The organism is Bacillota bacterium, assembly GCA_013178415.1.
Taxonomy (GTDB): Bacteria; Bacillota; SHA-98; order Ch115; family Ch115; genus Ch115.
Map to the genome: position 1 here is coordinate 175,788 of JABLXA010000001.1, position 13,509 is coordinate 189,296.

General features: G+C 51.0%; 13 protein-coding genes. 6 read left to right on the forward strand and 7 right to left on the reverse strand.

Annotated features, from left to right (window positions below; translation table 11 throughout):
* Nucleotides 1–145 precede the first annotated feature (145 nt).
* Nucleotides 146–1,243, reverse strand: a complete 1,098-nt coding sequence (gene ychF / locus HPY52_00870) for a redox-regulated ATPase YchF (protein NPV78816.1) — start codon at nucleotides 1,241–1,243, stop codon at nucleotides 146–148.
* Nucleotides 1,244–1,400: 157 nt separating this feature from the next.
* On the opposite strand from ychF, the gene HPY52_00875 reads away from it, so the two are divergent.
* The 6 genes from HPY52_00875 (at nucleotide 1,401) to eda (ending at nucleotide 6,066) form a co-directional block, all read left to right on the forward strand.
* On the forward strand, nucleotides 1,401–1,541 hold the full coding sequence (locus HPY52_00875; protein ID NPV78817.1) for a hypothetical protein: 141 nt from the start codon (nucleotides 1,401–1,403) through the stop codon (nucleotides 1,539–1,541).
* Nucleotides 1,522–2,547: a low-specificity L-threonine aldolase gene (ltaE, locus tag HPY52_00880; GenBank protein NPV78818.1), complete on the forward strand. Its 1,026-nt coding sequence runs from the start codon at nucleotides 1,522–1,524 to the stop codon at nucleotides 2,545–2,547. The genes HPY52_00875 and ltaE overlap by 20 nt, the downstream gene beginning before the upstream one ends.
* Before the next feature lie 118 nt (nucleotides 2,548–2,665).
* The gene (locus HPY52_00885; protein NPV78819.1) at nucleotides 2,666–3,121 is read left to right on the forward strand and encodes a RidA family protein; all 456 of its coding nucleotides are present in this window, start codon (nucleotides 2,666–2,668) and stop codon (nucleotides 3,119–3,121) included.
* Between the two features lie 21 nt (nucleotides 3,122–3,142).
* The gene (locus HPY52_00890; GenBank protein NPV78820.1) at nucleotides 3,143–4,312 is read left to right on the forward strand and encodes a M20 family metallopeptidase; all 1,170 of its coding nucleotides are present in this window, start codon (nucleotides 3,143–3,145) and stop codon (nucleotides 4,310–4,312) included.
* Nucleotides 4,313–4,347: 35 nt separating this feature from the next.
* Nucleotides 4,348–5,331, forward strand: a complete 984-nt coding sequence (locus tag HPY52_00895) for a sugar kinase (protein ID NPV78821.1) — start codon at nucleotides 4,348–4,350, stop codon at nucleotides 5,329–5,331.
* Between the two features lie 87 nt (nucleotides 5,332–5,418).
* Nucleotides 5,419–6,066 carry a bifunctional 4-hydroxy-2-oxoglutarate aldolase/2-dehydro-3-deoxy-phosphogluconate aldolase gene (gene eda, locus HPY52_00900; protein ID NPV78822.1) on the forward strand — a complete coding sequence of 216 codons (648 nt, stop codon included), beginning with the start codon at nucleotides 5,419–5,421 and terminating at the stop codon, nucleotides 6,064–6,066.
* Nucleotides 6,067–6,154: 88 nt separating this feature from the next.
* Here eda and HPY52_00905 read toward each other — a convergent pair whose 3' ends face one another.
* From HPY52_00905 to HPY52_00930, 6 genes are all read right to left on the reverse strand, one after another.
* Entirely contained in the window at nucleotides 6,155–6,661 is a 507-nt protein-coding gene (locus HPY52_00905) for a YhcH/YjgK/YiaL family protein (GenBank protein NPV78823.1), read from the reverse strand.
* A gap of 230 nt (nucleotides 6,662–6,891) precedes the next feature.
* Nucleotides 6,892–7,923 (reverse strand): ATP-binding cassette domain-containing protein, encoded by a 1,032-nt coding sequence (locus HPY52_00910; protein ID NPV78824.1) that lies wholly within the window; start codon nucleotides 7,921–7,923, stop codon nucleotides 6,892–6,894.
* A complete protein-coding gene (locus HPY52_00915) occupies nucleotides 7,916–8,980 on the reverse strand; it encodes an ABC transporter ATP-binding protein (GenBank protein ID NPV78825.1) in 1,065 nt (354 codons plus the stop codon). Before HPY52_00915 ends, HPY52_00910 begins: the two co-directional genes overlap by 8 nt.
* Nucleotides 8,981–9,028: 48 nt before the next feature.
* Entirely contained in the window at nucleotides 9,029–10,261 is a 1,233-nt protein-coding gene (locus HPY52_00920) for an ABC transporter permease (protein NPV78826.1), read from the reverse strand.
* On the reverse strand, nucleotides 10,254–11,237 hold the full coding sequence (locus tag HPY52_00925; GenBank protein ID NPV78827.1) for an ABC transporter permease: 984 nt from the start codon (nucleotides 11,235–11,237) through the stop codon (nucleotides 10,254–10,256). Before HPY52_00925 ends, HPY52_00920 begins: the two co-directional genes overlap by 8 nt.
* Before the next feature lie 62 nt (nucleotides 11,238–11,299).
* Nucleotides 11,300–13,207, reverse strand: coding sequence for an ABC transporter substrate-binding protein (locus tag HPY52_00930; protein NPV78828.1), 1,908 nt, complete (start codon nucleotides 13,205–13,207; stop codon nucleotides 11,300–11,302).
* Nucleotides 13,208–13,509 lie beyond the last annotated feature (302 nt).

Below are 13,509 nucleotides of genomic sequence, written 5' to 3' on the forward strand. Positions count from 1 at the left end.
TAGCCAGATCGATTATTCGGCTAGATTCGCACGCATAGCCAGATGCGAACATATGGCTATGCGTGCAGCCAGATCTGCCCATATAGCCGACTTCATGTACATAGCAGATCCCCATATATGGTTTGATTGCAGCTGCGGGCCAGACCTATATGTTGAATCTGAAATTCATGATATCGCCATCCTTCACAATATAATCCTTACCTTCTAACCGATAGACCCCACCGCTTCTGACGGCAGCCACTGAGCCTGCATTTTTGAGATCCTCGAAGGAGACCACCTCGGCTCTTATGAATCCTCTTTCTATGTCTGAATGCACCTTGCCAGCAGCCTTTTTTGCCGTTGTGCCATCCTGGATCGGCCACGCCTTAACCTCATCCTCCCCCACGGTGAAGAAGGAAATGAGGCCGAGCACCTGATAGACCTTTTTCGACAATTGCCCTATGGCTGGCTCAGTAATCCCGTATTCTTGCAGAAACACCTTTTGTTCCTCTCCTGGTAACTCCTGTATTTCCGCTTCAATCTTAGCAGAGAGCTCGATCAGAGGGATATCATGTTCCGCTAGATAGGCCTTGAGTTTCTCCTTGCCAGGATAAGAATGCTCCAAAAACTGATCCTCACTTAGATTCACCACAATGACTATGGGTTTTAAGGTCAAGAACGCATATCCCCTGAGGTTATGCTTTTCCTCTGGCGTCAAAAGTCGATCTAGCCTTTTTCCTTCCTCAAGAAGCGGCTTCGCGCGCTGCAATAATTCAAGTTCAGCTTCTTCATCCGCGTTTCTTTTCCTTGAATGCTCGAGCCGCTCGATTCTATTCTGTGCGACCTGTAGATCTGCCAGGATAAGGTTTAGATTCAAGGATTCGATTTCACTAATAGGGTCGATTTCATAGTCTATAGGCAGTGCGCCTGGCACATTTCCAAAGGCGCGAATCACATAGATAAAAGCGTCGACAGTGCGAAGATAGGACAGAAAACGACTGCAATCAGCCTTAGAGCCGTTCGTGCTAGCTGATAGACCGGGCACATCCGTGATTTGTATTTGGGCATAGGTGGTTTTGCGTGGTTTGAACATATTTGAGAAAAAATCAATCCTCTCATCTGGCACCTTTGCCATCCGAATCGCCACATCCTGTCTGCCTGGCCGCATTTCCTTCCCATACGGTTGATCTCCGCTGTTACCCGCAAGCAGATTAGATAGCGTGGTTTTTCCTGAAAGTGGTGGCCCCACAATTGCTACTTGCATATTTCATTGCCTCTCTCGATATGTCATATTTCCAGAGATTTCATATCTTAGCGTTCCCAACTACAGCCTCATAAAAGGCCAGTCCCCATGGATCTGTCTTCTCATTGATTATATAATTATATGGCACGGGGTGATACTGATCAACGTTTCATTGGCCATGTTGTTCGCGGTCCCTGGAAGGACTTACAATATAGGGAATCTAACGGAAAATCTGATGATCGAAGAATCTGATGATGCCGCAAAGAATCAGGATAGGAGGGATTTCCTTGCTAAATGGTATGATAAACCTCAGGAGTGATACGCAGACGCTGCCCACGGAGGAGATGCTGGAGGCGATGGCTAAGGCCCCGCTCGGCGATGATGTCTATGGGGAGGATCCGACTGTGAACGCCCTGGAGGAACTTGCAGCCAGCGTGGTCGGTAAGGAGGCGGCCTTATTCGTTCCCAGCGGGACAATGGGAAATCTCATCGCCCTCAAGGTGCACACTCGCCATGGGGAGGAAGTCATTCTTGAGAAGGATAGTCACATTTACTATTACGAGGCCGGCGGCCTGGCGGCCATATGTGGTCTTACCCCGAGGCTCGTCACGGGGCATATGGGCGTTATGGACGCCAAAGATATAGAAGAAGCGCTGAGACCCTATAACATTCATCACCCTCCAACATCTCTGATCTGCTACGAGAATACTCATAATCGTGCTGGTGGTACGGTGGTGAGCGTAGAAAAAAGCAAGGAATTATATGAACTTGCCAAAAAGCATGGATTTGCTGTGCACCTGGACGGAGCGCGAATCTTCAATGCCGCCCTCTATCTTGGCGTAGATGCAAAGGTCCTGGCGAGTTACGCAGACTCTGTGATGTTCTGCCTTTCCAAAGGATTGAGCGCCCCCGTGGGTTCTGTGCTTACTGGTTCTAAAGATTTCATAAAACGGGCAAGGCATGTGCGAAAAATGCTAGGAGGCGGGATGCGCCAGGCGGGGGTCCTTGCCGCGGCAGGGATAATCGCTATAAGCAAAATGCGTGACCGGCTCGAGGAGGACCACAAAAATGCTCAGTTGCTAGCAAAAGGGGTTGCGGAAATTCCCGGGCTCACTGTTGACCTGAAGACAGTTCAGACAAATATGGTGAATGTCAATATCGATCCATCTGTAATGCCACTCTCAACCTTTGTTGACGAACTAGAAAAACGAAGGGTTCTAGTCTCCACCAGGCCTCCCCGCGGAATACGTCTGGTGACTCACAGACATGTATCCCGCGAGGATATAGAGACCGCATTGGAGGTAATGAAAGAGATACTTGCCTAGCTATTGGCCAGGCGATGAGACGAAGGAATTCCGTTCATTGTGGAGAAGGAAATAGGGAAGTCTAGCTGAAGGCGCACTTGAAAGGCGTCATATTTTTGTTCGGTTTGGGGGGACCTTGATGGGCGTTGAAGATAAAATAAGGGAATTGGGGTTTGAATTGCCGGAGTGCCCGAAGCCTGTCGCGGCTTATGTGCCGGCGGTCAAGGCCGGGGAATTTGTCTATGCCTCGGGCCAGACGGCGATAGTTGATGGCAAGCCTGTTCATCCCGGCAAGCTCGGGGCAGGCGTTTCTATCGAGCAAGGTTATGAGGCCGCCAGGATATGTGCCCTCAGATGCCTTGCTGAGATCAAATCAGTCATCGGCGATCTAGATAAGGTAAAGCAGATCGTGAAGGTAACGGGGTATGTGGCATCGGGCCCTGGATTCGGCGATCAGCCGAAGGTGGTAAATGGCGCTTCAGAACTCCTCCGTCAGATTTTTGGGACAAAGGGGGAGCATTCGAGATCGGCTATTGGAGTGGCCGAACTCCCCGGCGGGGCGTGCGTGGAGGTCGAGATCATCGCGCAAGTGTAGCGAAGGGGCAGTGTGGTCGGAATGGCAGGTGCAGATGTCAGTCGCGACGAGATCATCCAGTTGCTGTCGCAACTTATATCGCTGAAAAGCGTCAACCCTCGTGACATGGAAAACCCCGGACCCGATGATGGCGAGCTACATATGGCAGAGTTCATTGCCAAATGGGGTAAGGATCTTGGTCTGGCTGTGGAGGTTCATGAGGTTCTTCCAAATAGACCCAACGTGATAGTGAAGCTGGAAGGCAGGGACCCTGAGAAGATAATCCTACTTGAAGGACACATGGATACAGTTCAGGTGGATGGAATGGTCATAGATCCATTTATGGCGAAAACAGCAGGGGATCGGATCTATGGCCGGGGCGCGTGTGACGCTAAGGGATCGCTGGCCAGCATGATGCTGGCGCTGAAAACAATTGCCTCTTCGCCAGAAAAGATCGATGCCTCAGTGGCGCTGGCCGCAGTGGTTGATGAGGAGCACAAGTTTAGGGGAGTGCAAGCCCTGATAGATTCGGGCATGAAGGCTAGCGCGGCTATTGTCGGTGAGCCAACCGGGCTTGATCTGGTCATTGCCCACAAGGGATGTGCGAGATGGTGGATCACCGCGCATGGTAGGGCGGCTCATAGTTCGCAGCCGCAGGAAGGAATAAATGCCATATATAAGATGTCTCATGTGATCAAGGCTATTGAGGGCTTGGGAAGGGCTTACATGGCTCGGAGTCACCCTCTAGTTGGTCCACCCTTGATCACAGTGACTTTGGTGAAAGGTGGGTCTGGGATCAATACAGTCCCGGATCGGTGTGCCATCAATATAGACAGGCGAACATTGCCCGGCGAGAATGCGGATGATGTGATAGGGGAGGTACTAGCTCTCCTTGAGGATTTGAAGCGGAAGGATCCGGAACTAGAAGTGGAGATGGAACCCCCTTATCTTTTTGATCCTCCCATGGAGATTTCGCGAGATGAGCCTATTGTAGGGGCGCTTGAGAAGGCAATCATTCGCCTCGGGAGATCTCCCAGGATCACTGGAGCGCCTTATGGAACTGACGCCAGTAAGCTTGTCAGAGCCGGGATTCCTTCGGTGGTCTTCGGCCCCGGGTCGATTGCAAATGCTCATGCGGCGGATGAATATATAAGTATTTCTGAGATAGAAGCGGCAGTAAGGATCCTTGTAGAAGCTATAGCCGATTTCTAATCATTGCCCAGATATCTTTAACGGAGGTGTAACTGATGTATGATCTTGTTACCTTCGGCGAAGCGATGGTGAGGCTCTCGCCACCGGATTTCAAGAGGATCGAGCAGGCAAGCTCCTTTGACGTTCAGGTAGGCGGAGGGGAGCTCAACGTAGCCGTCGCTGCGAGCCGACTAGGGCTCAAGACGGCCTATGTTACCCGCGTCCCGAAAAATCCTCTAGGACGGCTTATAGTTAACAAGGCTAGAGAGCATGGAATTGACACTTCGCACGTTGTATGGGCCGAAGATGGCCGAGCGGGGATCTATTTTCTCGAGCTTGGGGCGGCTCCCAGGGCCAGTAGCGTGGTTTATGACCGGGCTGGTTCCTCCATCAGCTTGATAAAGCCCGGGGAAGTGAATTGGGATGAGGTTTTCAAAGGGGCAAAGGCATTCCATGTAAGCGGCATAACTCCCGCCCTCAGCAAATCGGCGGCCGATGTCACCATGGAGGCGCTCAAAAGCGCCAAGGCGGCCGGATGCAAGGTGAGCTTTGACCTGAATTATCGCGCCAAACTCTGGGCTGAAGAGGAAGCCAACAAGTGCATGGTTCCGATGATGGAGTATGTGGATGTCCTGATTACCACTGAAGAAGATACATACCGTGTATTTCGGATCAAGGACGAAACTTATGAGAAGGTGGCGGAAAAGTTGCACGAGACCTTCGGATTTGATGTAGTGACCATAACTCTGCGGGAAACGCCGTCGGTCTGGAGGAATAAGTGGACGGCTATTGCCTATCATAATGGCAGGTTTTATACCGATAGGACCTATGATGTCGAGATTGTGGATAGGGTAGGGGCTGGCGATTCTTACAGCGCGGGATTCATTTATGGATATCTTACCGGCGATGTAGACAAGGGAGTCAAATATGGTAATGCCCTGGCGGCTTTGAAGCATACAATTCCAGGAGATCTGAACTGGGTTACTTTAGAGGAAGTTGAAGCCCAGCTCAAAGGGGCGGGGCTTAGGATCAGCAGGTAAAGGATTGTGATAGGGACTAGCGGATATATGGCCGCGTTGTCGAGGACGGCGCGAGCCAAGTGAACAATAGCCCGGGAGGTATTAGATATGGATTCACGGGACATTCATCTCAAGACTATGATAGATACTGGAGTTGTAGCGATAATTCGCGCGCAGAGTTCTGATGAGCTCGTGGATGTAGCAACCGCCTTGAAGAATGGAGGCCTGAAGGCCATAGAGGTTACCATGACGACACCAGGCGCTTTGGATGTGATATCCCAGGTGGCAAAACAGATGGGTGATGAGGTCATCATAGGTGTTGGGTCTGTTTTGGACAGTGAAACAGCGAGAATGGCCATCCTTGCCGGCGCCCAGTTCGTCGTATCTCCGGTCTTGAACCGAGACGTGATCGCGCTTTGCAAGAGATATAGCAAGGTGGTCGTCCCGGGGGCATTCTCGCCGACAGAAATACTGGCTGCCTGGGAAGCGGGGGCTGATGTGGTGAAGGTCTTCCCTGCCACCCGCCTGGGACCAAGTTTCTTCAAGGATATAAAAGGCCCTCTGCCTCAGATCCGGTTGAGTCCGACTGGAGGCGTGAATCTCGAAAATGCGGGGGATTTCATCAAGGCAGGGGCTTCATTCGTTGGAGTCGGGACTGCCCTCGTTGATAAAAAGATGATAGCTGAGAGGCGCTGGGATGACCTATCTGCTCTCGCGCGCAAATACCTGGAGGTCGTTAGGGCTGCGCGGCAGTAGGACAATACATATCCGTTACGTTTTGCCCCGGCATATAACAAGGAGCGGATTAGAATAAGAGTCCGCTCCTTTATCATCGAATCCTTTGTTATCGAATCTCATCCACCGCGATCTTGAGGCAGATCTTATTTGCAACCTCCGGGGAGATACTCATGATCCCGGGGCCGTGGGCATCTTCTGGGAAGAATACCGCCACAAAGCCAGGCGTCAGGATAACTTTCTGATGCTCTTGAGGGACTGCAAAGAATTGGATATCGCGCTCAGCGGAGTAGTTGTCAACCGGCTTGCAATCTGCCGCATCAGCCCAGAGGATTGTCTCACTACTTGATAGGACAATCTGGAAATCCACGTACTCGCGGTGAGCCTCCATGAGCTTCTCTTCGGCGGGCACTGTCATATAGCGTGTCAGGACTGCGCAAATACGCTCTCCATCCACGGAAAACCTGCGTGATTCACCAGGCCCGAGGGAATGTAGTATCGCCAGGGCCTCTTTTTCTGTGCCATTGACGCATCCTTTCAAAAATTCCAATCCCTTTTTCATTGCAGGTGAGTCAGTCATCTGGAGTCCTATTCTATCTAACCTTGCAAAAAGCATCTCATTGCCTCCTTAATGCTAGCAGATAATCTGGCCCTCCGCGAGATCCTGTTATATATCATCGAGGCAGCCATATGAACAATGATTTCGACATATTCGCCAGAAAACGCAAGATTCCTGCAAGAGCATTGCCCCGGCAGGAAATCCGCAAGTAATGGCGAATCATTGGGTGCGGGTCTGAATATCCGGTGGAAGAATACCGTGACAAGGCCAGAGGTCAGATCAGCTTCTCATATCTCCACCCCTCGCAACTTAAGTTCTTCAGCTAGATGACACGCTACATAATGGCCGGGCCTTATTTCGCGAAGCGGGGGGATCTCTTCGCCGCATAGCTTTTCCTGGTAGACGCATCGCGGGTGGAAATAGCATCCCGTTGGTGGATTTATGGGAGATGGCACATTGCCCTTTAGGAGGATCCGTTCTCTCCTATAATCAGGATCTGGCACCGGCACAGCTGATAGAAGCGCCTCAGTGTAAGGATGCATAGGGCTACTATAGAGTTCGTTCGTGTCGGCAAGTTCGATCACTCGCCCCAGGTACATTACCGTGACGCGGTTTGAGATGTGTTGGACAACGGAGAGATCATGCGCGATGAAAAGGTATGTGAGGCCAAATTGTCTTTGAAGTTCCTCGAGCAAATTCAGCACTTGACCCTGGATCGAAACATCAAGCGCTGACACAGGTTCATCACATACAATCAGACGGGGATTTAGAGCAAGCGCTCGCGCTATACCTATACGTTGACGCTGCCCGCCGGAAAATTCATGAGGATAGCGCCGCATGTGTTCGGGACGAAGGCCTACGGCCTCAAGAATCTGGCTTACCCTTTCCTCGGCCTCTTTTCCTTTTGCTTTGCCATGGATTATGAGGGGCTCCTTTACTATATCACCTACGCTCATCCTGGGATTCAGAGAAGAATTGGGATCCTGGAATATCATGGCGATCTCCTGCCTGATCATTTTCATCTCTGCAGGCCCAAGCTTAAGGAGGTCCACAAAACTCGATTCTCCATTCTGGGAGAGAATACGGCTTTTGAACTCTATCGTGCCAGCAGTCGGTTCGATCAGGCGAATTATACACCTTCCAGTGGTGGTCTTACCACAGCCGCTTTCCCCGACCAGGCCCAATGTTTCACCTTCCTTGATAAAGAGATCGACCCCATCTACGGCCTTCACATAGCCCGCTATAGTCTGAAGAATGCCACTGCGAATCGGAAAGTATTTCTTAAGACCTTTTACCCTTAGCATGATATCATCAGGCATCGACCTTCACCCCGCTTTCCTTGTAGAGCCAGCAGCGGACCTCATGACCATCAGGCATTTGGAATAATGGAGGGGGTTCCAGGCACTCTGCCATACGGGCCGGGCATCGTGGCTCGAACCGGCAGCCCTCGGGAAAATCAAAAGGATCAGGGATGTTGCCCTGGATTGGGATGAGAGGTTGCTTCGCCTGAGAGCCTATTCTTGGCATAGACTTCAAGAGCCCATCCGTGTATGGGTGCAAATGCTTTTTGAATACATCTCGAACCGTGCCATGCTCTACCACCTGTCCAAGGTACATGACAACTACCTCGGAAGTCATTTCAGCTATTACTCCCAGGTCATGGGTGATCATCAATATTGAGGCATTGAACTCTCTTTGGAGTTCCCTCATAAGGTCCAGTATCTGTGCCTGGATTGTGACATCCAGAGCGGTAGTAGGCTCATCGGCTATGAGAAGGGATGGATTACAGGATAGAGCCATGGCGATCATAGCACGCTGTCTCATCCCACCGCTCATTTGATGAGGATATTCATCGACCCGCCTTTCTGGATTCGGGATCCCCACCAGGTCGAGCATTTCAATGGCCCGCCTTCGGGCGGCCTTTTTGTCTAACCCCTGATGTAGCATTATAGCCTCCATTATCTGATTGCCTATGGTATATACGGGATTTAGCGAAGTCATGGGCTCCTGGAATATCATGGCTATTTCTTTTCCGCGAATCGAACGATATTCAGGTCCTTTGGGAGGTAGGCTGTCCAAGGCCACGGACGACCCACCTTCGCGGTAGAAAAGAATCCTGCCGGTCACTTTGCCTGGCGGTTGAGGGACAAGGCCCATTATCGACAGCGCAGTAATGCTTTTGCCGCAACCACTTTCTCCCACGAGGCCAAGAGCCCTATGTCTCCCGATGGAGAAGGAAACTCCATCAACGGCGCGCACTATGCCGTCTGATGTATAGAAATATGTCCTGAGGTCATTGAGTTCGATAAGAGGCGGCTCCGTGGCGGCGTGACTGAGCGTTGCTCCAACTGGTTCCTGCGAAGACATTTGATTCATTCATTCCACCTCCCTGGCTTTTGCATCCTATAGCGAGAGGGTCTGGCCTTATTTGTTTGAATAAGGGTCGGCGGCATCACGTAGGCCATCCCCCATGAAGTTGAAGGATAGAACAGTCAATATCACGAAGAAAACGGGGATGATGAGCCACGGACTCTGGCGCAAGGAGCGTATATTCTGCGTCTCCTGTAAAAGCACACCCCAGCTGGTCATGGGGGGGCGAAGCCCCAGGCCAAGAAAACTCAGGGCGGTTTCTCCCAATATCATTCCAGGAATGGAGAGCGTGGCTGTGACTATGATGTGGCTTAGACAATTTGGCACGAGATGACGTGTTATTATACGCCAGTTGCTTGCGCCGATGCTCTTAGCCGCGGCAATGAAATCTTGTTCCCGGAGGGAAAGCACCATTCCCCTTATTTGACGCGCCAGACCGCCCCATCCGATGACCGAGAGTATCACTGTTATTCCAAAATAGACTCCAATGGGGGACCAGTTTGGTGGCACTGCCGCAGCTAGGGCCATCCAGAGCGGAATGCCGGGGAAGGCCATGAGAAGCTCCGTGATTCTCTGGATTATGATATCCATGGTGCCGCCAAAATAGCCTGATATCGTTCCGAGTATTACGCCAAAGATGAGGCTGAGGAACACTCCTACAAGTCCTATTGTGAGCGAGATGCGGCCCCCATAGATGATGCGCGAGAAGAGGTCCCGTCCCAGCCTGTCTGTACCGAATATATAGCATGAGGCCTCGGGATCATCCCTTGAGACCCCGAAAAGGTGCAAGTCCGTTGTAAAGAGACCCCACAGTTTGTATGTGTCTCCTCTCGCAATGAAATAGATCGGATATTTCTTTGATGTGTCAATCACAAAACTACGCCGGAATGTGGCAAAATCTAGCTTCTTCTGATATCCATAGACGAAGGGCCTCAGGTGAAACTTACCTTCTGTATCGATAAAATGAGGTATTTGGGGGGGAGCGCTCAGATGCGGTGATTCCAGTGTTAAAGTATAAGGGGCGAAAAATTCCGCGAAAAGCACGCATACGAAATAGAAACAGCCCAATACTATGGCACCGGCGACTGCCATCTTGCTTTTCTTGAATTTCCTCCAGACAAGCTGCCAGTAGCTTCGCCCTACCTGTGTTTCCTGGCGCAGGGGTTTGGGAGAAGTCCCTGGAGCCGGATTTACTTTAGCGGGGAATCTACGTCTCAGTTGCGGCAAGATCGGGATCAAGCCATCCACCTCCTTTGATCGTAACAGATGCGGAGATCCGCTAGTCATAGCGGATACGAGGATCCGCCCAGGCAAGGGCAAAGTCAGCGAGAAGGTTTCCAAGAACCAGCATCATGGCCAGGAACATCAGAAATGTCCCAGCCAGGAACATGTCCTGGGTCTGGAGAGCGGTAAGGAATAGGGGACCTGTAGTTGGAAGATTCAGGACGATGGAGGTCAGGGTCTCGCCGGAAATGATCCCCGGGAGGGACATCCCCGCCATGCTGATCAGAGGATTGATGGCGACCCTTACAGCATGCTTGAACACCACGATACGTTCCTTTAGCCCCTTGGCCCGCGCAGTGAGGATATATTGCTGCCCTAGTATATCGAGAAGATTCCCCCGCATGACACGAATGAGTCCGGCTGTGCCTGACATCCCTATGATGATCACGGGGATCCATATATGCTTTAGCATATCCAGGATTTTTGCCAAATTCCAGGGGGCGTCCACGTATTTGGGCGAGAAAAGCCCACCCACAGATTGATCGAAATAGAAGACCGCCACGAACATGAGTATAAGGGCCAGGAGAAACCCAGGGATTGAGAGGCCTATAAACCCCAGGAATGTAAAGATGCGGTCGCCGATAGAATACTGGTGGGTTGCTGAGTAGATGCCGATGGCAAGGGCTATGACCCATGTGAAGATCATGGTGACAACTGACAGCGTCACCGTCAGGGCTATGCGCTCGCCAACAAGTTCACTTACAGGCCGTTCGTATCTGAAGGAATAACCAAAGTCTCCTCTAACGAAGTTGCTGATCCAGATCCAGTATTGTAGCCATATAGGCTTGTCAAGACCGTAGCGGGCCTTGAGCTGGTCTATGTACAGCCGGGCGCTATAGTCACCCCGCGCCTCCAGTTCTGTTATCCTTATGGTAAGGAAATCGCCGGGCGGAAGCTGTATTACAAGAAACCCTATGATCGAAACCATGATCAGAAGCGGGATGGAATAAAGGACGCGCCGCAAAAGGTAAGTAAGCATCTGATCCTCCCCTTCCTATCAAGTATCAGGGGGAGGATGACCCTCCCCCTATTGCGGGATGTTTACTGCTTTATGAAGTATTGTTCAGGGTTGGTATTACCCGGACCGCCCACAGCCCATGGGCCGAGAATCCCAAAATCCGGGACGTTGCGGAAGTTTTTCTTGACAATTACGGGCTGCGGCAGGTCTCCAGTGATGCCGATGTAGAAGGGGCCATCGGTGATATGTATCTTTATCGCATCCCATACATAGCGGTGGCGCTTTTCCACGTTGGGCTCTTCGATGCCTTTTTCATAAAGCTTGATGAGCTTCTCTTCCGGGCTTCCTGGTTCAGGCGCTTCGCCTTCTTCACCACCGGTCATGTACCACCTGCCTACCTTTGGCCATGCGCGGCTGTCACGTACCGGGAACACCCAGTCTGGATATGTCCAGAGGTCCATCTCTGCACAGTGGGCAAAGCGGAATTGGTATGTGCTCTGGGTTTGCCTCTGTCCTTCTTCCGGCGTCCCCTGGACGGCGTTCAGAACGGTCCTGAGACCGACTGCCTCCCAGAAATTCTTTACAAGGGCGCCGGTCTCAGCATTTATCTCAGCGATACCCCATCCGGTGATGTCCAGGACAAGCTCGAGTTTACTTCCGTCGGGTCTTGTCCGGAATCCCTGGGCATCTCGCTTGGTAAGCCCTATTGAATCGAGAAGACGATTTGCCTCTTTGGGATCATATTTGGCATAGTTATTAGCCCATTCTTTGTAGACCTTTTGTCCCTCCGGGCTCCGGAAGTGCCAAGATTCCTTACTGATGGTGCCCTGGCGCGGTGTGGCCATGCCGTTCCATATGACTTCGTTGACACGATTTCTGTCGATCGCAAGCGATAGAGCCGCTCTGAATTTCTGATTTCGCAGAAGGTCCCGCATCCACTTATCCCCTACATAGTTCTGGTTTACTAAGATGCCTGGCCATCCACCGGCGCCATTCTGCCATAGGATCACGCGATAGCCTCCGGCCTCCTGACGCTCGAGCAATACTGGAATATTTCGCGGATTATCAACGCCGCGGAAGGTAGCGGTATAATCGCCCTTCAGCACTTGCAAGAGCCGAACTTCGGGATCTGTTACTTCAACACTTTCGATCCGGTCTATATAAGGCAACTGGTTACCCTTTGTATCTACTTTCCAATAATAGGGATTCCTTTCAAAGATTACCCTCTCGCCAGGGACATACTTCACGCAATGCCAGGCAAAGAGTGTAGGATATTCAGGATTCTGCCACCACTGGTCCTTATCCTGGAAAGTCTTCCAGTCTTTTATTTTGGGGTTGTATTTGGGATGGAACTGCTTTAGATAATGCTTGGGTTTCATTAGCGGCTCCCATTCCCAGAATCCCGATGCAAGGACGTAAGGGACGTTCCAGTTGGGGGCGTCGAAGGTGAACGAGACTGTGTAATCATCAATGAAATTTACCTTCATGAGTTTGCCATTCTTATATGCCCACCATGGAGGACGGATTACCTGATAGTCCTCGTTGAGGGCGAGATCCTCCCACCAAAACTTGAGATCCTCTGTTGTAAATGGATGACCATCTGACCATTTAACTCCTTTTCGGAAGTAAAAGGTTATAGTTTTCCCGTCCTTTGAAAATTCCCATTTTTTTGCAAGTCCGGGCACGTAGGCTGTATAATCTCTATTCCATCGTACTGGTGGGTCGTACATTATCATCTTTAGATTGCCCATACCGGGATCCCAGTGTACAGCCCGCCATGTGCCACCGTATTGTCCTATTTCTTCTACGGGCGTGACGACCATGATGTCTTCCTTTACGGGCAGCCGCTTTTCCACAGGTGGAAGTTTACCTTCTTTGACTAACTTGGAAAGCATAGGAGCTTCATTGTAGGCGAGCCCTGCGGTGGTCCCCAGGAGAATGATCGAAAGGGCCAAAATGCCGATGAAACACAGTTTGATATGTGGCTTCACTTTTTCATCCCCCCTGATGTGATTTGCGGTGATTTAGAAGATTCAGCGTGGCAAAACACGAAGATAACCCTCACTGGCCTCTTCCTGTTTTCACCCCCTATCTCGCTTTTTGGGCACCAGTCTGACAGGCGTATAGAAATCTAGACCCGCCTGGCAAGGATATCTTCTATGTCTGCGGGACGGAATGCAGAAGACCGATATAATAAAGGCGAATATTCTCGTGATGATGGGAATTTCGTTCTCTGATGGCAATACCCAAGGTAATCCGCATAGTTAGCTGATTGCTGGATAAATTGGCTAAT

Bases quoted from the DNA above. Each gene is read 5' to 3' on its own strand.
- ychF (NPV78816.1), bottom strand. From the start codon at position 1,243: ATGCAAGTAGCAATTGTGGGGCCACCACTTTCAGGAAAAACCACGCTA.
- HPY52_00875 (NPV78817.1), top strand. From the start codon at position 1,401: ATGTTGTTCGCGGTCCCTGGAAGGACTTACAATATAGGGAATCTAACG.
- ltaE (NPV78818.1), top strand. From the start codon at position 1,522: ATGATAAACCTCAGGAGTGATACGCAGACGCTGCCCACGGAGGAGATG.
- HPY52_00885 (NPV78819.1), top strand. From the start codon at position 2,666: ATGGGCGTTGAAGATAAAATAAGGGAATTGGGGTTTGAATTGCCGGAG.
- HPY52_00890 (NPV78820.1), top strand. From the start codon at position 3,143: ATGGCAGGTGCAGATGTCAGTCGCGACGAGATCATCCAGTTGCTGTCG.
- HPY52_00895 (NPV78821.1), top strand. From the start codon at position 4,348: ATGTATGATCTTGTTACCTTCGGCGAAGCGATGGTGAGGCTCTCGCCA.
- eda (NPV78822.1), top strand. From the start codon at position 5,419: ATGGATTCACGGGACATTCATCTCAAGACTATGATAGATACTGGAGTT.
- HPY52_00905 (NPV78823.1), bottom strand. From the start codon at position 6,661: ATGCTTTTTGCAAGGTTAGATAGAATAGGACTCCAGATGACTGACTCA.
- HPY52_00910 (NPV78824.1), bottom strand. From the start codon at position 7,923: ATGCCTGATGATATCATGCTAAGGGTAAAAGGTCTTAAGAAATACTTT.
- HPY52_00915 (NPV78825.1), bottom strand. From the start codon at position 8,980: ATGAATCAAATGTCTTCGCAGGAACCAGTTGGAGCAACGCTCAGTCAC.
- HPY52_00920 (NPV78826.1), bottom strand. From the start codon at position 10,261: ATGACTAGCGGATCTCCGCATCTGTTACGATCAAAGGAGGTGGATGGC.
- HPY52_00925 (NPV78827.1), bottom strand. From the start codon at position 11,237: ATGCTTACTTACCTTTTGCGGCGCGTCCTTTATTCCATCCCGCTTCTG.